This is a genomic window from Streptomyces sp. R21 (assembly GCF_041051975.1).
Taxonomy (GTDB): Bacteria; Actinomycetota; Actinomycetes; order Streptomycetales; family Streptomycetaceae; genus Streptomyces.
This window is the reverse complement of sequence record NZ_CP163435.1, coordinates 8,029,274-8,050,421: the sequence shown is the minus strand read 5'-3', so window position 1 is coordinate 8,050,421 and position 21,148 is coordinate 8,029,274. Positions and strand designations below refer to the sequence as shown.

At 71.9% G+C, this 21,148-nt stretch carries 19 protein-coding genes and 1 tRNA gene; 12 read left to right on the top strand and 8 right to left on the bottom strand.

The window, feature by feature from the left end; genetic code table 11:
- The first annotated feature begins 52 nt into the window (after positions 1-52).
- Both AB5J56_RS35850 and AB5J56_RS35845 read left to right on the top strand, forming a co-directional pair.
- Entirely contained in the window at positions 53-1,033 is a 981-nt protein-coding gene (locus AB5J56_RS35850; RefSeq protein WP_369239061.1) for an aldo/keto reductase, read from the top strand.
- Entirely contained in the window at positions 1,030-3,288 is a 2,259-nt protein-coding gene (locus tag AB5J56_RS35845; RefSeq protein WP_369239059.1) for a helix-hairpin-helix domain-containing protein, read from the top strand. The genes AB5J56_RS35850 and AB5J56_RS35845 overlap by 4 nt, the downstream gene beginning before the upstream one ends.
- 64 nt (positions 3,289-3,352) lie before the next feature.
- Here AB5J56_RS35845 and AB5J56_RS35840 read toward each other — a convergent pair whose 3' ends face one another.
- Positions 3,353-4,105, bottom strand: a complete 753-nt coding sequence (locus tag AB5J56_RS35840; protein ID WP_369239057.1) for a hypothetical protein — start codon at positions 4,103-4,105, stop codon at positions 3,353-3,355.
- A 47-nt stretch (positions 4,106-4,152) separates the two neighbouring features.
- On the opposite strand from AB5J56_RS35840, the gene AB5J56_RS35835 reads away from it, so the two are divergent.
- A complete protein-coding gene (locus tag AB5J56_RS35835) occupies positions 4,153-4,341 on the top strand; it encodes a DUF5703 family protein (RefSeq protein WP_054231126.1) in 189 nt (62 codons plus the stop codon).
- A 146-nt stretch (positions 4,342-4,487) separates the two neighbouring features.
- On the opposite strand, the gene AB5J56_RS35830 is transcribed toward AB5J56_RS35835, so the two are convergent.
- The 3 genes from AB5J56_RS35830 to AB5J56_RS35820 form a co-directional block, all read right to left on the bottom strand.
- The gene (locus AB5J56_RS35830; protein WP_369239054.1) at positions 4,488-5,330 is read right to left on the bottom strand and encodes a chaplin; all 843 of its coding nucleotides are present in this window, start codon (positions 5,328-5,330) and stop codon (positions 4,488-4,490) included.
- 184 nt (positions 5,331-5,514) lie between these two features.
- Positions 5,515-5,748 carry a chaplin ChpH gene (gene chpH / locus AB5J56_RS35825; RefSeq protein WP_200700911.1) on the bottom strand — a complete coding sequence of 78 codons (234 nt, stop codon included), beginning with the start codon at positions 5,746-5,748 and terminating at the stop codon, positions 5,515-5,517.
- 182 nt (positions 5,749-5,930) lie between these two features.
- Entirely contained in the window at positions 5,931-7,256 is a 1,326-nt protein-coding gene (locus AB5J56_RS35820) for a M20/M25/M40 family metallo-hydrolase (protein WP_369239051.1), read from the bottom strand.
- Between the two features lie 198 nt (positions 7,257-7,454).
- Between AB5J56_RS35820 and AB5J56_RS35815 the strand changes: the two genes are divergently transcribed.
- From AB5J56_RS35815 to AB5J56_RS35800, 4 genes are all read left to right on the top strand, one after another.
- Positions 7,455-7,539, top strand: a tRNA-Leu gene (locus AB5J56_RS35815).
- Between the two features lie 292 nt (positions 7,540-7,831).
- A complete protein-coding gene (locus AB5J56_RS35810) occupies positions 7,832-11,707 on the top strand; it encodes a Pls/PosA family non-ribosomal peptide synthetase (RefSeq protein WP_369239049.1) in 3,876 nt (1,291 codons plus the stop codon).
- 125 nt (positions 11,708-11,832) lie between these two features.
- A complete protein-coding gene (locus AB5J56_RS35805; protein WP_369239047.1) occupies positions 11,833-13,212 on the top strand; it encodes a M1 family metallopeptidase in 1,380 nt (459 codons plus the stop codon).
- A 10-nt stretch (positions 13,213-13,222) separates the two neighbouring features.
- A complete protein-coding gene (locus AB5J56_RS35800) occupies positions 13,223-13,606 on the top strand; it encodes a YchJ family protein (protein WP_369239045.1) in 384 nt (127 codons plus the stop codon).
- Positions 13,607-13,632: 26 nt separating this feature from the next.
- Here the strand turns inward: AB5J56_RS35800 and AB5J56_RS35795 are convergent, their stop codons facing one another.
- Complete coding sequence (locus AB5J56_RS35795; protein WP_369239043.1) at positions 13,633-14,334, bottom strand: FadR/GntR family transcriptional regulator; 702 nt, start codon at positions 14,332-14,334, stop codon at positions 13,633-13,635.
- A 131-nt stretch (positions 14,335-14,465) separates the two neighbouring features.
- Here AB5J56_RS35795 and AB5J56_RS35790 point away from each other — a divergent pair, with 131 nt between their 5' ends.
- From AB5J56_RS35790 to AB5J56_RS35775, 4 genes are all read left to right on the top strand, one after another.
- Positions 14,466-14,984 (top strand): gluconokinase, encoded by a 519-nt coding sequence (locus AB5J56_RS35790; RefSeq protein ID WP_369239041.1) that lies wholly within the window; start codon positions 14,466-14,468, stop codon positions 14,982-14,984.
- 97 nt (positions 14,985-15,081) lie between these two features.
- Entirely contained in the window at positions 15,082-16,479 is a 1,398-nt protein-coding gene (locus tag AB5J56_RS35785; protein ID WP_369239039.1) for a gluconate:H+ symporter, read from the top strand.
- Between the two features lie 22 nt (positions 16,480-16,501).
- On the top strand, positions 16,502-17,260 hold the full coding sequence (locus AB5J56_RS35780) for an SDR family oxidoreductase (protein WP_369239037.1): 759 nt from the start codon (positions 16,502-16,504) through the stop codon (positions 17,258-17,260).
- A 13-nt stretch (positions 17,261-17,273) separates the two neighbouring features.
- Positions 17,274-18,299 (top strand): L-idonate 5-dehydrogenase, encoded by a 1,026-nt coding sequence (locus AB5J56_RS35775; protein ID WP_369239035.1) that lies wholly within the window; start codon positions 17,274-17,276, stop codon positions 18,297-18,299.
- Between the two features lie 12 nt (positions 18,300-18,311).
- On the opposite strand, the gene AB5J56_RS35770 is transcribed toward AB5J56_RS35775, so the two are convergent.
- The gene (locus tag AB5J56_RS35770) at positions 18,312-18,671 is read right to left on the bottom strand and encodes a MerR family transcriptional regulator (RefSeq protein WP_369239033.1); all 360 of its coding nucleotides are present in this window, start codon (positions 18,669-18,671) and stop codon (positions 18,312-18,314) included.
- Positions 18,672-18,730: 59 nt separating this feature from the next.
- On the opposite strand from AB5J56_RS35770, the gene AB5J56_RS35765 reads away from it, so the two are divergent.
- Complete coding sequence (locus AB5J56_RS35765; RefSeq protein ID WP_369239031.1) at positions 18,731-19,639, top strand: NAD(P)-dependent oxidoreductase; 909 nt, start codon at positions 18,731-18,733, stop codon at positions 19,637-19,639.
- A gap of 45 nt (positions 19,640-19,684) precedes the next feature.
- On the opposite strand, the gene AB5J56_RS35760 is transcribed toward AB5J56_RS35765, so the two are convergent.
- Entirely contained in the window at positions 19,685-20,314 is a 630-nt protein-coding gene (locus AB5J56_RS35760; RefSeq protein ID WP_369239029.1) for a cytochrome b/b6 domain-containing protein, read from the bottom strand.
- Entirely contained in the window at positions 20,298-21,047 is a 750-nt protein-coding gene (locus AB5J56_RS35755) for a molybdopterin-dependent oxidoreductase (protein ID WP_369239027.1), read from the bottom strand. Before AB5J56_RS35755 ends, AB5J56_RS35760 begins: the two co-directional genes overlap by 17 nt.
- Positions 21,048-21,148: the final 101 nt, after the last annotated feature.

Sequence of the window (21,148 nt, the reverse complement as noted above, 5' to 3'; positions counted from 1 at the left end):
GTTGTCCACAGGGCCCCCACGTACCGAGTTCCGGCCAGTAATCTCGGCGTCCATGGAGCAGAGGCATCTCGGCCGTACGGGCCTGCGTGTGTCCCGGATCGGACTCGGCACGCTGACATGGGGACGGGACACCGGCGAGCACGATGCCGCGGAGCTGTTGAAGGTGTTCTGGGAAGCGGGCGGGACCCTCGTCGACACCGCGGACGTGTACGGCGACGGGGAGGCCGAGTATCTGCTCGGACAGCTCATAGAAGGGCTCGTGCCGCGCCGGGACCTGGTCATCTCGACGAAGGCGGGGAGCGTCCCGGACCCCGACCGCCGCTTCGACGGCTCGCGCGGGCATCTGCTCGCCGCGCTCGACGCATCGCTGGCCCGGCTCGGCACGGACTACGTCGACGTGTGGCACGTGCACGCCTTCGATCCCGGAACACCGCTGGAGGAGACCCTCCAGGCGCTCGACATCGCCGTCAGCAGCGGCCGTGCGCGGTACGCGGGCGTGTCCAACTTCTGCGGCTGGCAGCTCGCCAAGGCGGCGACGTGGCAGCTCGCGGCGCCCGGTGTGCGCACCCGGCTGGCCAGTACGCAGATGGAGTACTCGCTGCTCCAGCGCGGCGTCGAGCGGGAGGTGCTGCCCGCCGCCCTCGACCTGGGCGTCGGCCTGCTGCCCTCCTCGCCGCTCGGGCGGGGTGTGCTCACCGGCAAGTACCGGGACGGGACGCCCTCCGACTCCCGGGGCGGCTCGCACATGGCCCCCTTCGTCGCGCCGTACCTCGACGACGCGGCGAGCAGCATCGTGGACGCGGTGACGACCGCGGCGGACGGTCTCGCGGTGACGCCGCTCCAGGTGGCCCTCGCCTGGGTCCGCGACCGCCCGGGAGTCGTCGCCCCGGTGATCGGCGCGCGCAACGCGCAGCAGCTCACGGCCGCATTGTCAGTGGAGACCCTTAGTCTTCCTGACGAGATCTGCCGGGCGCTCGACGACGTGTCAGCGCCCGTGCACCACTATCCCGATCACGACTGGAGCACGCTGTGAGCACGGAGCCCGAGACCACGGAGGAAGCGGAGCCGGGGGCCCCGGGCGCCGGTACGGAGGACGGCGCGCCGGAGACCGGGACCGCGGCGGAGGCGGCGACCGACGGCGAAAGCGGCGACGAGAGCATCGCCGCCGAAGCAACCGAAGGCACCGAAACGACCGAGGCCACCGAAGCCGCCGCCCCGGCGGAACTGTCCGAGGCCCAGGCCGAGTTGGCGGCCCAGCGGGAGCTGCGGGAGCGGATCGCGCAGCGGAAGGCCGAGAAGCAGGGCCCGGTCGAGGCCGGCGCCAAGCTCAGCGGAACCGCCGCCGACCTGCTCGCCGCCGTACGGGCGGTGGAGAGCGGCGCCAAGCCACCGGCTTCCGCCTTCCGCGAGCCCGAGCCGGCGCCCCGCAGGACAGCGCCGGAGCCGGTGCGACGACCGGATCCCGTGGCCGCCACGCCCGTCACACCGTCGGCCGTGGCACCGCAGACCCTCGACGCCGTACGGGCCGTGCTGACCGAGGCAGGCGCGCCCGACGCACTCGCACCGCAGGTCGTCGCGGCCCTCGGCGAGGGCGCGGACGGTGAACTGCGCGAGGATCCGTGGCAGTTGCTCCGGGTCTCCACGGTGCGGCCCGAGCAGGCCGACGGGTTCGCTCGGGCGCTGCTCGGCGCGGAGTGCGGACCCGACGACGAGCGGCGGGGCCGGGCGCTCACCGTCTGGCTCCTTGAGCAGGCGGCCCTCGCCGGGCACACCGCCCTCGACGCCCCCGCACTCACCGCGGCGCTCGCGCAGCGCTCGGTGCCGGACCCGGACGCGGCCGTGCAGAGCGCCCTCGCGGAGGGCGAGGCCCTGGTCTTCCAGGACGCCCTCGAAACGACCGTGGCCGCCGCGCCCGCGCGGGAGGCGGAGGACGAGACGGAGGAGCCCGAGGAGCAGCCGGTCCGCGTCCTCATCGGCCTGGAGCGGTACGCCCTGGCCGAGGAGAGCCTCGCCGACGGCCTCGCCCGAGTGGTCAACGCGCTGCCGAAGGAGGACGCGACCGGCTGGGACCGGGCCGCCGAGTCGGCGACCCGGTCCGCCGCGGAGCTGATCCGCGCCGTCGCCGGTCACGGCCTGGTGCTGCACACCGGCGGCGAGGAGTCCCGCGCGGAACCGGCGGCGCTGGTCGCGGCGGCCGGCGCGCTCGGCCTGCGGGCGTACGCGGCCACGCACACCGCGGACGGACAGCGCCGGTTCGCGGAGCTGGTCGCGGCCGCACAGCAGTCGACGGGCACCGCGGACGAGACAGGAGCCACCGGAGAAGAGCACGGCGACGCCGTGACCACGGTCGCCGGTCTGCTGTCCGGGGCCGAGGGGCCGGGCCGCGACGCGGACGGGGCGTTCGCCCTGGACCTGCTGGTCGTGCTGGACGCCCCGCAGCTCGACGTCGAGACGGCGGCCCTGCTCGTGGAGTCCCTGCCGGACGGGGCGCGCCTGGTGCTGAGTGGCGACCCGGGGGTGCTGTGGTCCGCGGGCCCGGGCCGGGTCTTCGCCGATCTGCTCGCCTCGAAGGTGTTCCCGCAGGTGGCCTCGCGGACGCCCGACCCCGGTCCGATCGGCGAGCTGGTCTCCGGCATCGGCATCGGCGAGCTGAACCAGGTCGAGGCGCCCGGCAAGGAGGTCGTGATCGTCCCGGTGCGGGACGCCGGGGAGGCCGTGCACCGCACCGTCCAGCTCGTCGCGGACTCGGTACCGCGCGCCTTCGGCATCCCGGCCGAGCAGACGCAGGTGATCACGCCGGGGCACGGCGGCGCGGCCGGTACACGCGCGTTGAACGCGGCCCTCAAGGAACGGCTGAACCCCGGCCCCGGCCGCTTCGGCGGCTTCGACCCGGGCGACCGGATCGCCTACTCCCCCGTCCCTGGCCGTACGGTGCCGGGGCAGGTGGTGAAGGCCGACACCGAGGGACTCCACCTGGAGTGCGCGGGCGCCCCCGTCGTCGTGGCGAAGGAACGGGTCGAGCAGTCGGTGCGGCACGGTTGGGCGCTGACCGCGCACCAGGCGGTGGGCCTGCGGCTGCCCGCCGCGGTCGTGGTGCTCCCCGGCGACGCCGCGCAGGCGCTGACCCGGCCCTGGATCTACACGGCCTTCGGCCGCGCCGAGCGCCATCTGTCCGTCGTGCAGGGGGTGGAGCAGGCGCTGCCGCGAGCGGTGGCCGAGGTCCCGCAGAAGCCGCGCACGACCCGGCTGCCGGTGCTGCTCAAGGCGCAGGTTCCGGCGGCCGGTTGAGCAGGCCGGGCACACAGAGAGGTGGCGGCCACCGGCTCACCGGCGACCGCCACCTCTAAGGTCCTCAGCGATCCGCGTCCAACGGCTCCAGATCGCCGTCGTCGTCCAGATCGGCGTCATCGTCCGGATCACCGGCGTCGTCCAGATCGCCGTCGAGCCCGGGTCCCGGGACGAGGTCGTCCTCCCCGTCGAGGTCGTCCTCCGACTCGTCGTCGAAGACCGCGCTGACGTCGAAGCGGCAGACGACGCGCTGCGGATCGGTCTGCTCGAACGGGGACTCCAGCCACTCGCCGGGCTCGGCCGGTTCGTCCGCGGCGGTGACCCAGAGCGTGGAGTCGCCCTCCTCCAGGCCGAACTCCTTGTGCCGGGAAGCGATCTCGTCCGGTTCGAACTCGCCGAACAGGACACCGAGCGCCCCATGGACCGTGCCGGACGCCTCGACGCCCTCACCCACGATGGCGTCCTCCTCGACGGCCTCCACCCGCTGGGCCTGGGCGAGCAGTCGCTGCGGCTCCACCACCGCGTAGTCCCGGCGGATGAGCACGCTCAGCGCGTTCGGCTCCTCCGGGCCCGTGTACGGCGGCAGCGTGTCTTCCGAACCGGGGATCTCGAAGGGCGTGACCTCGTCGTAGCGGTCGTAGAGGAGTTCGTCGTAATCCTCGGCCGCCGCGGCCAGCTCGTTGAACGCCTCGTAGACGGCCGGGTCGTCATCGCCCGACCTGCGCTCGACAGCCGCAAGGTGGCGGTCGAGCGCGGTCTTGACCGCCTCGGCGGCGGCGCGTACCTCGGCAGCGGTGGGCTGCACAGCATCAGACATAGTGCAGACGCTATCCGTACACGGCCTCTGCCCGCACAATAGATGCGATGCCGGAATACGAATTTGTCGACGTGTACGTACCGCGCGGGGTCTCCCGCAAGGAAACCACACGCCTGCTGACGGACCATGCGGAGTACGGACACTGGGAGTTGGACCGACTCAGCCTGCATCCCGACGGCAGCCGCAAGGTGCGGCTGCGCCGGCGGATCATCCGCCAGGTGCGCGCCACATGGTGAGACAAGGCTGAAACGGAGCGGGCCCCGCCGAGGCGGGGCCCGCTCCGTTCTGCACGCCGTAGGGGAAGTGTGCGGCGCTTTGCCCACATGTGCGTGTGACTGTGCTCACTCACCCGTGCGTGGACCCGCTTCCTTCCGCCCGCGGACTACGCCGCCGACCGCGCCCTGCGGTAGAGCACGGCGCCCGCGAGCAGTGCGCTCGCGCCCGCCGGGATCACCAGGCCCAGCGGCAGGTCACTGCCGGTGTGGGCGAGCTGCGCGGCACCGAGGGGCTGGGTGACGGACTGCGCCCCGGGGTGATTGGCTCCCGAGGAACCGCCCTGGTGCTCGTCGCCCGTTCCGGGCGGCGTGCTGGGGTTGCCGGGGTGCTCCGGGTTTCCCGGCTTGCCCGGGTGGTCCGGGTGGTCCGGGTGGTCCGGATTATCCGGGTTGCCGGGGTGGTTGGGGTTACCGGGCCGATCGGGGTGGCCCGGCTGGTCGGGGTGGCCCGGCCTGCCCGGCGGCGGCGTCTGGTGACCGCCACCCGGAGGCGTGGTCGTGCGACCGCCCCCTGTGCCGTTCCCGCAGGCGTTGCCCGTGGTCCCGTTCCCGAGCCCGCCCACGGTGACGCTGTTGCCGCAGACGTTGACCGGCACGTCGACCGGCGCTTCCACGTGATTGCCGGAGCCGACGCCCGGCGAGTCGGTGGCGTGCCCGCCGGCGTGGGACCCGCCGCCGGACGATGTGCCGTAACCGCTTCCGCCCCCGCCCTGGTTGACGCACTTGTTGCCCGCCGCCGGGTTGAGCAGCCCGATGACGTTCACGGTGTTGCCGCAGACATTGACCGGCGCGTGCACCGGCGCCTGCACCGTGTTGCCCGACAGCACGCCGGGCGAGTCCGAAGTGGAGCCGCTCGCACCCGAGTCGGCGTGTGCGTAGCCGCCGGCGGCGGCGATGACGCCGGTCGCTGCCGCCACCGTCATCAGGCCCTTGCGGGTGACCTGTCGCATAGCTATTCCCTGCCTTCGTCCCTGAGTCCGTATGTGCGGACCGTCCGGAAACGCACGCACCCCCTGCGCGTGCGCCGAAAGCCGGTCGGCCCCGGAGCGCATGGCGCGCACTCCGGAGCCGACCGACTCAGACCCCGAGGGGAATTCCCTTCAGGGAATGTCCCTCATGGGGTGAGGCACAACGTCACTTGTTGATGCAGGTGTTGCCGAAGGCGGGGTTCAGCAGCCCGATCACGGAGACCGTGTTGCCGCAGACGTTCACCGGGACGTGAACGGGCACCTGGATGACGTTGCCGGACGCGACACCCGGGGAGTGCACAGCGGCACCCTGGGCACCCGCGTCGGCGACAGCCAGGCCCGCACCCGCGAGAACCAGGCCACCAGTGGCAGCCGCAGCGGCGACGACCTTCTTGATCATTATTCCTCCTTGTTGGCAAATGCGATCCCAGCTTCGGATCGCATCACCTGTAACGAGGAGGGAGTAATGGAGCTACGAGCTTATGGTCGCATTCACTCTTCTCAGTGGGGTCCGCACGCGCTGGCGAATATTGGAGTTTCGTTTCATCGGAGCAATTCAGGACGCACCTTCAAGTCCTGCCTTCAGGACGCCTCGATGAAGCGGTCGAGCACGCGCACGCCGAACTTCAGCGCATCCACCGGCACCCGCTCGTCGACGCCGTGGAACATGCCCGCGAAGTCCAGCTCCGGCGGCAGCTTCAGCGGCGCGAAGCCGAAGCAGCGGATGCCGAGGTCGGCGAAGGACTTGGCGTCGGTGCCGGCCGAGAGCATGTACGGCACGGCGCGCGCGATCGGGTCCTCGGCCACCAGCGCGGTCTGCATCGCGTCGACGAGCGCGCCGTCGAAGGTGGTCTCCAGCGCCTTGTCGCCGTGCACGTCCTCGCGCTTCACGTTCGGGCCGAGGATCCGGTCGAGGTCGGCGAGGAACTCCTCCTCGTACCCCGGCAGATACCGCCCGTCGACGTGCGCGGTCGCCTGCCCCGGGATCACGTTGACCTTGTAACCGGCCCCCAGCTGGGTCGGGTTGGCGGTGTTCTGCAGGGAGGCACCGATGAGCTTGGCGATGCCGCCGAGCTTGGCGAGCGTCTCGTCCATGTTCTCCGGGTCGAGCTCCGTGCCGAGCGCGTCACCGAGTTCGTCGAGGAAGTGCCGCAGCGTCTTGGTGACCCGCACCGGGAACTTGTGCCGCCCGAGCCGCCCGACGGCCTCGGAGAGTTCGGTGATGGCGTTGTCCTTGTGGATCATCGAACCGTGCCCGGCGGTGCCGTCCACGGTCAGCTTCATCCAGTGCATGCCCTTCTGCGCCGTCTCCACGAGATACAGCCGCAGCTTCTCGTTGACGGTGAAGGAGAACCCGCCGACCTCGCCGATCGCCTCCGTGACGCCCTCGAAGAGGTCCGGGTGCTTGTCGACCAGGTGCCGCGCGCCCCAGGTGCCGCCCGCCTCCTCGTCCGCGAGGAAGGCGAGCACGATGTCGCGCGGGGGCTTGCGTCCGGTGCGCAGCCGGTCGCGGACGACCGCGAGGGTCATCGCGTCCATGTCCTTCATGTCGACGGCGCCCCGGCCCCACACACAGCCGTCCGTGATCTCGCCGGAGAAGGGGTCGTGGGTCCAGTCCGCCGCGTTGGCCGGTACGACGTCGGTGTGGCCGTGGATGAGCAGCGCGGGCCGCGAGCGGTCCTCGCCCTCGATACGGGCGACCGTGGAGGCGCGGCCCTGGTGGGACTCGAAGATCTTGGGTTCGAGGCCGACCTCGGCGAGCTTTTCGGCCACGTACTCGGCGGCCTTGCGCTCTCCCGGTCCGGAGTGGTCGCCGTAGTTGCTGGTGTCGATCCGGATCAGCTCGCGACAGAGGTCCACGACCTCGTCCTCGCCGGAGACGCCCTTGGTCGCGCTGGACTCGCTCACGCTGCTTCCTCCCACTGTCACTGCTGGTGGTCCCCCTCATCCTCTCTCCGACCCCCCGTCCGCCCCAAGGCAGGACCCGGCCCGTCACACGCCGTTCACGCCGGAACAGGGGGTGGTCAGGGGGTGATCAGGGGCTCTCGAAAGCCTGGTAATGTTTCCTCTGTCGCCGCGAGGGAAACCCCGCGCGACAGACACCTTGTCCGGGTGGCGGAATGGCAGACGCGCTAGCTTGAGGTGCTAGTGCCCTTTATCGGGCGTGGGGGTTCAAGTCCCCCCTCGGACACACTCAGTGAGTGAGGGCCGTGACCATCTGGTCACGGCCCTCACTCGTTGTGCGCAAGGTAGGGTCAAAGTGTGGCGCACCTCTCCTTACACCGGTAAAGCCTCAGCTCAGGGCATACGGCCGTACACGTTCAAGTCGCCGCGCGGACGCCCTGACTTGGCGTTCACGACAGGCCGTAGTCGCCCCGGTACTAAAGTATTGGGTTTGTTCGGAGTCGTAGCGGAACATCCCCAGGCAGACCTGCGGGCCCGCCCGGCGCCCCGGGTGTTCCGGGTCGAGACGCGAGGATCCGATGGCCGCCCTGCACGAGAGTCCCGATCTCACCCTGCTCGACGGGGAATTGACCGATCCGTTCGGCGATGTCGCCCGCTTCCGTGCGGGATCCGCGGCCTCTGCGCGCACGCTCGTCGATGTCTTCGAGGCGTCCGTCCGGTCGTACCCCGGTGAGCTCGCCCTGGACGACGGGACCGTGCGGCTGAGCTACCGTGCGCTGGCCGTCGAGGTCGAGGCGCTGCGGCGGCGGCTGGCGTCGGCAGGGGTGGGGCTCGGCGACCGGGTCGGCGTGCGCGTCCCGTCGGGCACCAATGAGCTGTACGTCGCCATCCTCGCCGTACTGGCCGCAGGCGCCGCCTATGTGCCGGTGGACGCCGAGGACCCGGACGAGCGGGCCGAGCTGGTGTTCGGCGAGGCGGAGGTGCGCGCGGTCATCGGGGCCGGGCACGAGCTGACCGTGCTGGGCCGCAGCGAGACTCCGGCCGCCCGCCCCGGCACCGAGCACGACGCGTGGATCATCTTCACCTCCGGTTCCACCGGGAAGCCCAAGGGTGTCGCGGTGAGTCACCGCAGCGCCGCCGCGTTCGTGGACGCCGAGGCCGAGCTGTTCCTGACCGAGGACCCCATCGGTCCGGGTGACAGGGTCATGGCGGGTCTCTCGGTGGCCTTCGACGCGTCCTGCGAGGAGATGTGGCTGGCCTGGCGCTACGGCGCCTGTCTGGTGCCCGTGCCGCGCTCCCAGGTGCGCAGCGGCGCCGACCTGGGGCCCTGGCTGGTGGAGCAGGAGATCAGCGTCGTGTCGACAGTGCCGACGCTGGCCGCGCTGTGGGAGCCGGAGACCCTCAACGACGTCCGCTTGCTGATCTTCGGCGGCGAGGCCTGCCCGCCCGAGCTGACGCAGCGCCTCGTGACGGAGGGGCGCGAGGTGTGGAACACCTACGGGCCGACGGAGGCCACCGTGGTCGCCTGCGCCTCGCTGCTGACCGGCGAGGAGCCGATCCGGATCGGGCTGCCGCTGAACGGCTGGGAGCTTGCCGTCGTCGACGAGGCCGGGGAGCCGGTGCCGATGGGCGCCAGCGGGCAGCTGGTGATCGGCGGCGTGGGCCTGGCCCGCTATCTCGACGCGGAGAAGGACGCCGAGAAGTACGCGCCGCTGGAGTCCCTCGGCTGGGAGCGCGCCTATCGCAGCGGCGACCTCGTGAAGGCCGAGCCGGAGGGTCTGATCTTCCTGGGCCGGGCCGACGAGCAGATCAAGCTCGGCGGCCGGCGCATCGAGCTGGGCGAGGTGGACGCCGCCCTCCAGGCGCTGCCCGGGGTCGCGGGCGCCGCCGCCGCCGTGCGCACCGCCCGCGGCGGCAACCAGCTCCTGGTCGGCTATGTCGTCACCCAGGACGGCTGGGACCACGCCACCGCCGTCGAGAAGCTGCGCGCCGAGCTGCCCGCCGCTCTGGTCCCGCTGCTCGCGCCGGTCGAGGACCTGCCGACCCGCACCTCCGGCAAGGTCGACCGGAACGCGCTGCCGTGGCCGCTGGCCGACCTGGAGAAGAGCGGTCCGACCGAGCAGCTGTACGGCACGGAGGCATGGCTCGCCGAGCAGTGGAGCGAGGTGCTGGGCATCCCGGTCTCCGGCGCGCGCGACGACTTCTTCGCGATCGGCGGCAGCAGTCTGGCCGCCGCCCAGCTCACCACCCGGCTGCGCACCCGCTACCCGAGCGCGGCCGTCCTCGACATCTACCAGCAGCCCGTGCTGCGCAAGCTCGCCCGGCACCTGGAGAAGTCCGCGCAGGACGACGGCGCCGAGCGGATCGTCGCGCCGGTCCCGCTGCGCGCCAAGGCCGTCCAGCTCCTGCTGCTCGTCCCGCTGTTCACCCTGATGGGGCTGCGCTGGACGGTGGCGGTGGCCGCGCTCGGCAACGTACTGCACCTGTTCGGCGCGTATCCGTGGGCGCCGACCGCGTCCTGGTGGCTCGTGGGTGCCGGGGCGGTGCTGCTGTTCAGCCCGCCGGGGCGGCTCGCGATCGCGGCGGGCGGGGCGCGGCTGCTGCTCAGGAACGTGCGGCCGGGCCGCTATCCGCGCGGCGGGAGCCTGCACATGCGGCTGTGGACGGCCGAGCGGCTGGCCGAGTTCAGCGGCGCGACCTCGCTGACCGGGTCCTGGCTGGAGCGGTACGCGCGGGCGCTGGGCGCCAAGATCGGCCCCGAGGTGGATCTGCACTCGCTGCCGCCGGTCACGGGCCTGCTGAAGCTGGGACGGGGCGCCGCCGTCGAGTCCGAGGTGGACCTGTCCGGGCACTGGCTGGACGGCGACCGGCTGGAGATCGGCGCGGTGAAGGTGGGCGCGGGCGCGGTGGTCGGCACGCGCAGCATCCTGTTCCCGGGTGCGCGGGTGGGCAAGCGGGCCGAGGTGGCTCCCGGGTCCGCCGTCGTCGGGCAGGTGCCCACCGGTCAGCGCTGGGCCGGGGCGCCCGCCGTCAAGCTCGGCAAGGCGAAGCGTGCCTGGCCCAAGGACCGGCCGCGGCGCGGGACGTACTGGCGGGCGATGTACGGCGCTACCGGCTTCGCGCTGAGCGCGCTGCCCGTGATCGCCGCGCTCGCCGCGCTGCTGGTGGTGAGCCTTTTCGTGACTCCTGACGCCGGTATGGCCGAGGCGCTGCGGGGTGCCGCGCTCGCGCTGGTTCCGGCGACGCTGGCCTTCGGACTGGCGTACGCGCTGCTGCTGCTGATCGCCGTACGGCTGCTCAGTCTGGGTCTGCGGACCGGCGCCCATGCGACGCACAGCCGGATCGGCTGGCAGGCCTGGACGGTCACGCAGCTGATGGACCGCTCCCGCGAGACGCTGTTCCCGCTGTACGCCGGGCTGATCACGCCGGTGTGGCTGCGGCTGCTCGGGATGAAGATCGGCCGGGGCGCCGAGGTCTCCACGGTGCTCGCCCTGCCCAGCCTGACCACGGTCGGCGAGGGCGCCTTCCTCGCGGACGACACGCTGACCGCGCCGTACGAGCTGGGCGGCGGCTGGCTGCGGATCGGGCGGGCCGAGATCGGGCGGCGGGCGTTCCTCGGCAACTCGGGAATGACCGCGCCGGGGCGCAGTGTGCCGGACGGCGGCCTGGTCGGCGTACTGTCGGCGACGCCGAAGAAGGCGAAGAAGGGCAGCTCGTATCTGGGGCTGCCGCCGGTGAAGCTGCCGCGTGCGGCGTCGGACGGCGACCAGAGCCGTACGTACGACCCGCCGGCGCGGCTGCTGTGGGCGCGCGGGCTGGTCGAGCTGTGCCGGATCGTGCCGGTGTTCTGCTCGGCGGCCCTCGCGGTGCTGACGGTGGCCGCGCTGTGCGTGCTCGGCGGGTGGGCGCCGCTGCTGGCCGGGCTGGTGCTGCTGGCCGCGGGCGTCCTCGCGTGCGGGCTGTCGGTCGTGGCGAAGTGGCTGCTGGTCGGGCGGCACCGCGCGGGTGAGCACCCGCTGTGGAGCGGTTTCGTGTGGCGCAACGAGCTGGCCGACACCTTCGTGGAGGTCGTGGCGGTGCCGTGGCTGGCCGGGGCCGTGCCCGGGACGCCGCTGATGACGGCGTGGCTGCGCGGGCTCGGTGCCCGGATCGGCAAGGGCGCCTGGGTGGAGAGCTACTGGCTGCCGGAGACCGATCTGGTGACCCTGGGGGACGCGGTGACCGTCAATCGCGGCTGCGTCCTGCAGACCCACCTCTTCCACGACCGGATCTTGCGGACGGATACTGTGGTCCTCCGTGAGGGCGCGACGCTGGGTCCTGGCGGAATCGTCCTGCCCGGCAGCACGGTCGGCGCCCGCTCCACTCTGGGTCCCGCATCGCTCGTGATGGCGGCGGAGTCCGTTCCCGACGACACCCGTTGGCTGGGCAACCCGATCGAAGCATGGCGTTCCTAGGGTTTCTCCGCAGGGTCAGGCCGCAGCGGCCTGACCCGCCGGATGGGCCCGAGCGACCGTACGGTGTTCGGGGGGACGACGCATCGGCACGTCGTACGAGCACAGTGCAGGGAGCAGACGCAGCAGTGACCGTTCAGCAGACAGCGGGGTCGGACCCGTACTTCCCGGCCAACGGTGATCACCGCTACCGGGTGCACCGGTACGAGCTGGCGCTGGACTACCGCCCGGGGCCGAACCGGCTGTCCGGCACGGCGCGGCTCGGCGCCATAGCGGGCCGCGGCGCGCTCGCCGAGTTCCAGCTCAACCTGGCCGACTTCAGGATCGGCCGGGTCCGTGTCGACGGCAAGGCACCGCACTACACGCACCGCGGCGGCAAGCTGCGCATCCGCCCCGCGAAGCCGATCCGGGCGGGGGCCGCGTTCACCGTCGAGGTGCACTGGTCGGGCAACCCGAAGCCGGTGAACAGCCCCTGGGGCGGGATCGGCTGGGAGGAGCTGGAGGACGGGGCACTGGTGGCCAGCCAGCCCGTCGGGGCGCCGTCCTGGTACCCGTGCAACGACCGCCCGGCGGACAAGGCCGCCTACCAGATCTCCATCACCACACCGTCGGCGTACTCGGTGGTCGCGGGCGGCCATCTGCTGACCCGTACGACGAAGGCGTCGACGACGACCTGGGTGTACGAGCAGTCGGCGCCGACGTCCAGCTATCTGGTCGGGCTGTCGATCGGGAAGTACCAGACGGTGCTGCTGGGCGACCCGGGCCTCGGCGGTGTGCCGCAGCACGGGTACATCCCGTCGCATCTGCTGCCCCAGTTCTCCCGGGACTTCGCACGGCAGCCCGCGATGATGGAGCTGTTCCAGGAGCTGTTCGGGCCGTATCCGTTCGGCGAGTACGCGGTGGTGGTGACCGAGGAGGAGCTCGATGTCCCGGTCGAGGCACAGGGGTTGTCGCTGTTCGGTGCCAACCACGTGGACGGCGCACGGGGTTCGGAGCGGCTGGTCGCCCACGAGCTGGCACACCAGTGGTTCGGCAACAGCGTGTCGATCGCGGACTGGCGGCACATCTGGCTGAACGAGGGCTTCGCGAAGTACGCGGAGTGGCTGTGGTCGGAGCGTTCCGGCGGGCGCTCGGCGCAGCAGTTGGCCGCCGCCGCGCACCGGCAGTTGTCCTCGCTGCCGCAGGATCTGCGCCTGTCGGACCCCGGCCGCAAGCTGATGTTCGACGACCGGCTCTACGAACGCGGCGGGCTCGTCCTGCACGCGGTGCGCTGCGCCCTGGGTGATGAGGCCTTTTTCCGGATGCTGCGCAGTTGGGCCGCCCTGCACCGGGGCGGCGCCGTCACCACGACGGCGTTCACCGCGCACGTGGCCCGGTTCGCGACGGAGCCGGTGGACGACCTGCTCACGGCCTGGCTGCACGAGACGCGGCTGCCGCCGCTGCCCTCCGCCTCCTCACCGATGCCGGCCCGGCCGCTGTTTCCGCCCTCCAACGCCGACTCCGCGTAGGGGCGGCAGAATGGCAGCCGTGACCAGTCGCTCCTGCCCCTGCGGGCTTCCCGCCGCGTACGACGCCTGCTGCGGGCGCTTCCTCTCAGGTGCCGCGGCGGCGCCGACCCCCGAGGCGCTGATGCGCTCGCGCTACAGCGCCTTCGTGCAGCGGGACGAGGCATACCTGCTGCGCACCTGGCATCCGAAGACGCGGCCGCCGCGGGTCGAGTTCGATCCCGGGATGCGGTGGACCGGCCTGGAGATCGTCGATACGTCGGCCGGGTCGGCGTTTCATACGACGGGGACCGTGGCCTTCCGGGCCTCGTACCGGGGCGGCTCGCTGCACGAGCGGAGCCGGTTCGAGCGGGTCGACGGGGCGTGGGTGTACGTCGACGGGGAGTTCCTCGACTAGCCGCTGCGGATGCCGCTGCCTACGGCCTACGGCGCCAGGATGTCGAGCTCCTGAAGGGCGCCGACCGTGATCTCGCGCGTGAGTTCCTCCGCGCGGACCGCGTCGCCCTCGCGGACGGCCTCGGCCACCTGGACGTGCAGGGTGACAGCGGCCGGGTCGGGGTCCTCGAACATGACCTCGTGGTGGGTACGGCCCGCGAGGACCTCGGTGACGACGTCGCCCAGGCGGGCGAACATCTCGTTGCCCGACGCGCTGAGGATCACCCGGTGGAAGGCGACGTCGTGGACGAGATACCCCTCCAGCTGGTGGCCGCGTGAGGTGGCGACCATGCCCAGCGCGCATGCGGTGAGCTCGGCGCACTGCTCGGCCGTGGCGTGCCGGGCGGCGAGGCCCGCGGCGACGGGTTCGACCGCGGAGCGCAGCACGGTGAGGGAACGCAGCTGGTGGGGGCGGTCGGCGCCGGCCAGCCGCCACCGGATGACCTGCGGGTCGTAGACGTTCCACTCGGCCTTGGGGCGGACGGTCACGCCCACTCTGCGGCGGGACTCCACGAGGTGCATCGACTCCAGCACCCGGACCGCCTCGCGCATCACGGAGCGTGACACCTCGAAGCGCTGGGCGAGCTCGTCCGTGCGCAGCACACTGCCCGGCGGGTACTCACCCGCGGTGATGGCCGGCCCGAGGGTGTCCAGTACATGTCCGTGCAGGCCCCGGCCCCGTGTGCTCATGGGGTTCAGGGTACGAGGCGCGCGTCCAGAACAAAAAGTCAGACTTATATGTCACAGACTCTTGAATTCGTCGTACCTAATGGGTTTCAGTGGCGTCGACATCAGATGTCGACGGAGACAGTGAGGCAGCGATGATCACCCCCCATGTCGTCGTGGTCATGGGTGTCGCAGGCACCGGCAAGACCACCATCGGTCCCCTGCTTGCGGCCCGGCTCGGCGTTCCCTACGCCGAGGGCGACGACTTCCACCCGCAGGCCAACATCGACAAGATGACGGCCGGGACACCGCTCACCGACGAGGACCGGTGGCCGTGGCTGGACGCCATCGGCGCCTGGGCCCACGACCGGGACGGACTCGGCGGCGTGGTCAGCAGTTCGGCGCTCAAGCGCGGTTACCGCGACCGGCTGCGGGCGGCGGCGCCCGGGATCGTCTTCGTGCACCTCGCCGGCGACCGGGCGCTCATCGAGGACCGGATGTCGCATCGGCACGGGCACTTCATGCCGACGGCGCTCCTCGACTCGCAGTTCGCCACGCTTCAGCCGCTTCAGGCGGACGAGGCGGGTGTCGCCGTGGACGTCTCCGGGAGTCCGGGCGAGATCACCGAGCGGGCCGCGGCCGCGCTCGAAGGGCTCGTCCAGCCCTCCAAGTAGGCCCCGCGCCTGCTCTTCGTAAGTCCCCGCAGTCCCCCAGGGGCTTCGCCGTAGCCCCCGGGTTCCCCTTTCTCCCCGTACACGCAAGGGAACCACCGTGACCAGACTCAGCGTCGAGATGCTGGCAGCGGACACCGTCGAGCCGATCACCTCGGCGGGTCATGCGCAGCTGGGCATCGCCGTTCTGGCGGGCATCGCCGTCATCGTCCTGCTCATCACACAGTTCAAACTGCACGCCTTCCTGGCCCTGACCATCGGCTCGCTCGCGCTCGGCGCGTTCGCCGGGGCGCCGCTGGACAAGGCCATCGTCAGCTTCACCACCGGACTCGGCTCGACCGTCGCCGGAGTGGGTGTCCTGATCGCGCTGGGCGCCATCCTCGGCAAGCTGCTCGCCGACTCCGGCGGCGCGGACCAGATCGTCGACACGATCCTCGCCAAGGCCGGCGGGCGCGCTATGCCGTGGGCGATGGTGCTGATCGCCTCGGTGATCGGCCTGCCGCTGTTCTTCGAGGTCGGCATCGTGCTGCTCATCCCGGTCGTGCTGATGGTCGCCAAGCGCGGCAACTACTCGCTGATGCGCATCGGCATCCCGGCGCTCGCCGGTCTGTCCGTGATGCACGGCCTGATCCCGCCGCACCCCGGCCCGCTGGTCGCGATCGACGCGGTCAAGGCGAACCTCGGCCTCACGCTCGCGCTCGGTGTCCTCGTCGCCATACCGACGGTGATCATCGCGGGTCCGGTGTTCTCGAAGTACGCGGCCCGCTGGGTGGACGTCCCGGCCCCGGACAGGATGGTCCCCGCCCGCGCCTCGGAGGAGCTGGAGAAGCGCCCGAGCTTCGGCGCGACCCTCGCCACGATGCTGCTGCCGGTCGTGCTGATGCTGTCCAAGGCACTGGTCGACATCATCGTCGACGACCCCACGCACACGGTGCAGCGCGTCTTCGACGTCATCGGCGCACCGCTGATCGCCCTGCTCGCGGCCGTGATCGTCGGTATGTTCACGCTGGGGCGGGCGGCCGGCTTCACCAAGGACCGCCTCTCGACGACCGTCGAGAAGTCCCTCGCGCCGATCGCGGGCATCCTGCTGATCGTGGGCGCGGGCGGCGGCTTCAAGCAGACGCTGATCGACAGCGGTGTCGGCCAGATGATTCTCGACATCTCCAAGGACTGGTCGATCCCCGCGCTGCTGCTCGCCTGGCTGATCGCGGTGGCGATCCGGCTCGCGACCGGCTCGGCGACCGTCGCCACCATCTCGGCGGCCGGTCTCGTCGCACCCCTCGCGGCCGACATGTCGACGGCCCACACCTCGCTGCTCGTGCTGGCGATCGGCGCGGGCTCGCTCTTCTTCAGCCATGTCAACGACGCCGGGTTCTGGCTGGTCAAGGAGTACTTCGGCCTGAACGTCGGGCAGACCATCAAGACATGGTCGGTCATGGAGACGATCATCTCCGTGGTCGCCGGCGGTCTGGTCCTGCTGCTGTCCCTCGTGATCTAGCCAATCCCTCAGGAGTACGGGCATGACTCATCCGCTCTTCGACATCAGCGGCCGCAGGGCCCTGGTCACCGGCTCCAGCCGCGGCATCGGGCTCGCACTCGCCCGCGGGCTGCTGGAGGCGGGCTGCACGGTGGTCCTCAACGGCCGGGACGGCGAACGCCTCACCAAGGCGGCCGCCGAACTGTCCGGTGACGTGCACACGGCCGTGTTCGACGTCACTGACGGCCCCTCAGTGGCCGCCGGAATAGCCGACGTCGAGGAGCGGGTGGGTCCGCTCGACATCCTGGTCAACAACGCGGGCATGCAACTGCGTGCCCCGCTCCTGGAGTTCACCGACTCCGACTGGCACCGGATCCTGAACACCAATCTCACCAGCGCGTTCCTGGTCGGCCGTGAGGCGGCCCGGCGGATGACGGAACGCGGCCACGGAAAGATCATCAACATCTGCTCGCTGCAGAGCGAGGTCGCCCGCCCCGGCATCGCTCCGTACGCGGCCACCAAGGGCGCGTTGAAGATGCTCACCAAGGGCATGTGCGCCGACTGGGGCCCGTCGGGCGTGCAGGTCAACGGGCTCGGCCCCGGTTACATCGAGACCGAGCTCACCCAACCTCTCGTCGAGGACGAGGAGTTCAGTGCCTGGGTGCGCCGCCGCACCCCGGCCGGACGCTGGGGCCGTACCGACGACCTCGTCGGCGGGGTGCTCTTCCTCGCCTCGCCCGCGGCGGACTTCGTGAGCGGGCAGGTGCTGTACGTCGACGGCGGTATGACCAGCGTGCTCTAGGGAGGCTCGGACGATGCTCGGTTGCGTGATCCACGGCCAGGACGACCTGCGGGTCGACGAACTGCCGGTGCCCTCCCCGGGTCCCGGGCAGGCGCTGGTCGCCGTCCGCTACGGCGGGGTGTGCGGCTCCGATCTGCACTACTGGCGGCACGGCGGGGTGGGCGACTTCCGGCTGCGCGAGCCGATGGTGCTCGGGCACGAGGTCGTGGGCACGGTGCTGGCGTACGGCGACGGGGCCTCGGGTCCCGTTCCGGGTACGGCCGTCGCCGTGCACCCGGCGACTGAGTGCGGCGCCTGCCCCGAGTGCCGCGACGGACGCGCGAACGTCTGCCGGGACACGCGGTATCTCGGCAGCGCGGCGCGCACCCCGCATGTGCAGGGCGGGTTCGCGGCTCAAGTGGTGGTGCCCGCAAGGCAGTTGAGGGCGGTACCGGCCGGTCTTGAACTACGCCGGGCGGCGCTCGCGGAGCCGCTGTCGGTTGCGCTGCACGCGGTACGGCGGGCCGGTTCCGTCGCCGGCCGGCATGTGCTGGTGACCGGGGCCGGGCCCATCGGCTGCCTGGTGGTGGCCGCCGCGAAGGCCGCAGGCGCGGCGCATGTGACGGTCACCGATCTGCTCCCGCAGGCCTTGGAGTACGCCTCCGCCGCGGGCGCCGACACCGTCGTACGGGCCGATCATCCAGGCGACGCCGGGTGGCCGTCCGAGGTGGACGCCGCCATCGAGGCGTCCGGGGTGGCCGCCGGGCTCGACACCTGCCTGCGCCTGGTGCGCCGGGGCGGGGTGGTCGTGCAGCTCGGCATGCTGCCGCCGGGGCAGAGCCCGTTCGCGGGGAACCTGGTGGTGTCGCGGGAGATCGAACTCCGGGGCGCCTTCCGCTTCGACGCGGAGTTCGACTCGGCGCTCGAACTGCTCGCCGCCGAGCCCGCGTTCGACGCGCTCGTCAGCGCCGTGGTACCCGTTCGGGACGCGGAGTCGGCGTTCGCGCTCGCGGCGGACCGGAGCCGGTCCTGCAAGGTGCTGCTGGACTTCGGGAGTTGAGCCCCTCCTCCGTCAACTCGCCTGCAGCGGGCGGCCCACGAGGGAGTCGAGGACGGCTCGGGCGGCGATCAGATCCTCGATCGTCTCCGTGATCCGGGCGCGTTCCTTCGCGAGGCCGTCGAGGAGTTCTGGGCACCTGCCGACCAGGACGACGTTCTCGTCGTCGGCGCAGGGCACGATCTCCGCGATCACGGACGTGCCCAGCCCCGCGGAGAGCAGCACCCGGATGCGCCGCACGGTGCTCACGTCCCGCTCCTCGTACTCGCGATAGCCGCTCGGGCGCCGCACCGGGGTGAGCAGCCCCTGCTCCTCGTAATAGCGCAGGGCGCGCGGGCTCGCGCCGGTGCGTCGCGAGAGTTCACCGATCCTCATGTCGCCGAGTCCAACAGGGACTTGACTCTCACGTCAACGTGAGGGTCCAGCATCGCCGTATGACGACCTTGATCCAGCAGACACATGTTTCCGTCCTCGGCCTGGGCCCGATGGGGCGCGCCCTGGCCTCCGCGTTCCTGACGGCAGGTCATCCGCTGACGGTGTGGAACCGCACCCCCGGCCGGGCCGACGACCTGGCGGACCGGGGCGCCGCCGTCGCCGGGTCGGTCGGGGAAGCGGTGGCGAGCGGGCAGGTGATCGTCGCCTGCCTGACGGACTACGAAGCCGTACGCGCCGTCCTCGATCCGCCGGGCGCCGACTGGGCCGGCCGCATCCTGGTCAATCTCACCAGCGGGGAACCCGCGCAGGCCCGCGCGCTGGCCGACTGGGCGGCGGGGCACGGCATCGGCCTCCTGGACGGTGCGATCCTCACCCCGACCCCGGCGATCGGGACGCCGGCCACCGCTCTCCTGTACAGCGGCGAACGGGAGGCGTACGAGGCCGTACGGGAGACGCTGGGCGCCCTGGGCGGCACCGGCACCTATCTGGGCGACGATCCCGGGCGGGCGGCGGCGTACGAGGTCGCGCTGCTCGACCTGTTCGCGACCACGGTGCACGGTGTGGCACACGCCTTCGCCCTGGCCTCGGCGGAGGACATCGCACCCGAGGACCTCGCACCGTTCGCCGCCGGGATCGGCGGCCTCCTGTCCGAGATGGTCACCCGGTTCGCCGGGCAGCTGGGCGCGGGCCACTTCCCCGGCGAGCGCTCCACCGTCGCCTCGGCCGCGACGACGATCGGCCACCTCATCACCGCGGCCACGGCACACGGCCTCGACGTGGGGGCGCTGACGGCGGCGAAGAACGCCGCGGACCGGGCCGTCGCGGCGGGGTTCGGACCGGACGGGCTGGCGCGGATGGCTACGGTGCTGGGGGGTGAGGGGGCGGGGGCGGAAAGGGCCGCCCGCTAGGGGCTGGGGCTGTTCTCGGGGCCGTACGGGACGGTCGCACTCGGCCTACGGCCGCCACAACGGATGTTCCCGCTTCGCCCACTCCTTGCTCACCGAGCCCGTGCGCAGGCCTCGGCGGGCCTCCGGGTCGGCGAGGGCCATGCCGATGTGGCCGATGAGGACGATGCCGATCGTCAGGGCGAGCCAGTCGTGGACGAAGGTCGCCGAGGTGCGCCACAGGATCGGGGCGAGGTGGGTGAACCACATGAGCAGGCCCGTGCCGAGCATGACCAGGCAGGCTCCGGCGATCCAGGCCGCGTAGGTCTTCTGGCCCGCGTTGAACTTGCCCGCGGGCCGGGCGGAGGGGCGGGGGTCGCGGCGCAGGGCCGCCCGCAGCCAGCGGCGGTCGTGCGGGCCCCAGCGGTTGAGCCTCCCCAGGTCGGCGCGGAACGCGCGGGAGGCCAGGCCCACCAGGACCGGGACCGGGAGCAGCAGGCCCGCCCACTCGTGGATGCGGACCACCAGCTCCCGGCGGCCCACGAGTTCGGCGAAGGTGGGCAGGTAGAGGCAGGCCGCGGTCACCACGCACACGCCCATCAGCGCGGCCGTCGTGCGGTGCACCCAGCGCTCGGCGCGGCTGAAGCGCCGTACCCGGGTGGTGGCGGGGGCGGTGGGGGCGTCAGCTCGTAGGTTCATCGTCGCGTCCGTTCGAGCGGCCGACCCACGCGTCCACGTCGTAGCCCCGGTCCTCCCAGTAACCGGGACGGACGTCCTCGGTGACGGTGATGCCGGAGAGCCACTTGGCGGACTTGTAGAAGTACATGGGGGCGACATAGAGGCGGACCGGGCCGCCGTGGTTGTGGCCGAGATCCTTGTCCTGCATGCGGAGGGCGACCAGGACGTCCTTGCGGCGGGCCTGGTCGAGCGTGAGGCTCTCGCTGTACGCGCCGTCGAAGCAGGTGAACCGCACCGCACCGGCCGAAGGGCGCACCCCCGCGGCGTCCAGGAGCCGGGACAGTCGCACTCCCTCGAAGGGCGTGCCGGGCACCCGCCAGCCGGTGACGCACTGGACGTCGTGCACCAGCCGGGTCTGGGGCAGGGCCCGCAGGTCGGCAAGGGTGAAGGTCTTCGGGTGGTCGACCAGGCCGTCGATGGTGAGGCGGTAGTTCGTCTCGTTCTTGTGCGGGACCGAGGACGTCACCGAGTAGTAGCGGAAGCCGCCGCCGTTGGGCAGCAGGCCGGTCAGCCCCGTGGGGTCCTTGTCGGCGGCGCTGCCGAGGAAGGCCTCCAGTCCGCGCTGGAGCGGGGGCGCGGCCACCACGCCGAGCGCGCCGAGGCCGAGCGTGCCGAGCAGGACCCGGCGGCCGATCGGCTTTCCGCGCTCCTCCGAGTGCGGCGCTTCCGGCTCTTCCGGTTGTTCAGGGTTCACTCATTGATTCGAGCACCCGCGACCCCCAAAAAGCCAGCGTCAGCGGGTGCTCGTCAGGATTCCGTAATCACTTCTTACGCGTTCTCGTGCGTTCATACGAG

Bases quoted from the DNA above. Each gene is read 5' to 3' on its own strand.
- AB5J56_RS35780 (WP_369239037.1), top strand. From the start codon at position 16,502: ATGACTCATCCGCTCTTCGACATCAGCGGCCGCAGGGCCCTGGTCACC.
- AB5J56_RS35800 (WP_369239045.1), top strand. From the start codon at position 13,223: ATGGCAGCCGTGACCAGTCGCTCCTGCCCCTGCGGGCTTCCCGCCGCG.
- AB5J56_RS35830 (WP_369239054.1), bottom strand. From the start codon at position 5,330: ATGCGACAGGTCACCCGCAAGGGCCTGATGACGGTGGCGGCAGCGACC.
- AB5J56_RS35810 (WP_369239049.1), top strand. From the start codon at position 7,832: ATGGCCGCCCTGCACGAGAGTCCCGATCTCACCCTGCTCGACGGGGAA.
- AB5J56_RS35775 (WP_369239035.1), top strand. From the start codon at position 17,274: ATGCTCGGTTGCGTGATCCACGGCCAGGACGACCTGCGGGTCGACGAA.
- AB5J56_RS35790 (WP_369239041.1), top strand. From the start codon at position 14,466: ATGATCACCCCCCATGTCGTCGTGGTCATGGGTGTCGCAGGCACCGGC.
- AB5J56_RS35795 (WP_369239043.1), bottom strand. From the start codon at position 14,334: ATGAGCACACGGGGCCGGGGCCTGCACGGACATGTACTGGACACCCTC.
- AB5J56_RS35760 (WP_369239029.1), bottom strand. From the start codon at position 20,314: ATGAACCTACGAGCTGACGCCCCCACCGCCCCCGCCACCACCCGGGTA.
- AB5J56_RS35850 (WP_369239061.1), top strand. From the start codon at position 53: ATGGAGCAGAGGCATCTCGGCCGTACGGGCCTGCGTGTGTCCCGGATC.
- AB5J56_RS35835 (WP_054231126.1), top strand. From the start codon at position 4,153: ATGCCGGAATACGAATTTGTCGACGTGTACGTACCGCGCGGGGTCTCC.
- AB5J56_RS35840 (WP_369239057.1), bottom strand. From the start codon at position 4,105: ATGTCTGATGCTGTGCAGCCCACCGCTGCCGAGGTACGCGCCGCCGCC.
- AB5J56_RS35770 (WP_369239033.1), bottom strand. From the start codon at position 18,671: ATGAGGATCGGTGAACTCTCGCGACGCACCGGCGCGAGCCCGCGCGCC.
- chpH (WP_200700911.1), bottom strand. From the start codon at position 5,748: ATGATCAAGAAGGTCGTCGCCGCTGCGGCTGCCACTGGTGGCCTGGTT.
- AB5J56_RS35765 (WP_369239031.1), top strand. From the start codon at position 18,731: ATGACGACCTTGATCCAGCAGACACATGTTTCCGTCCTCGGCCTGGGC.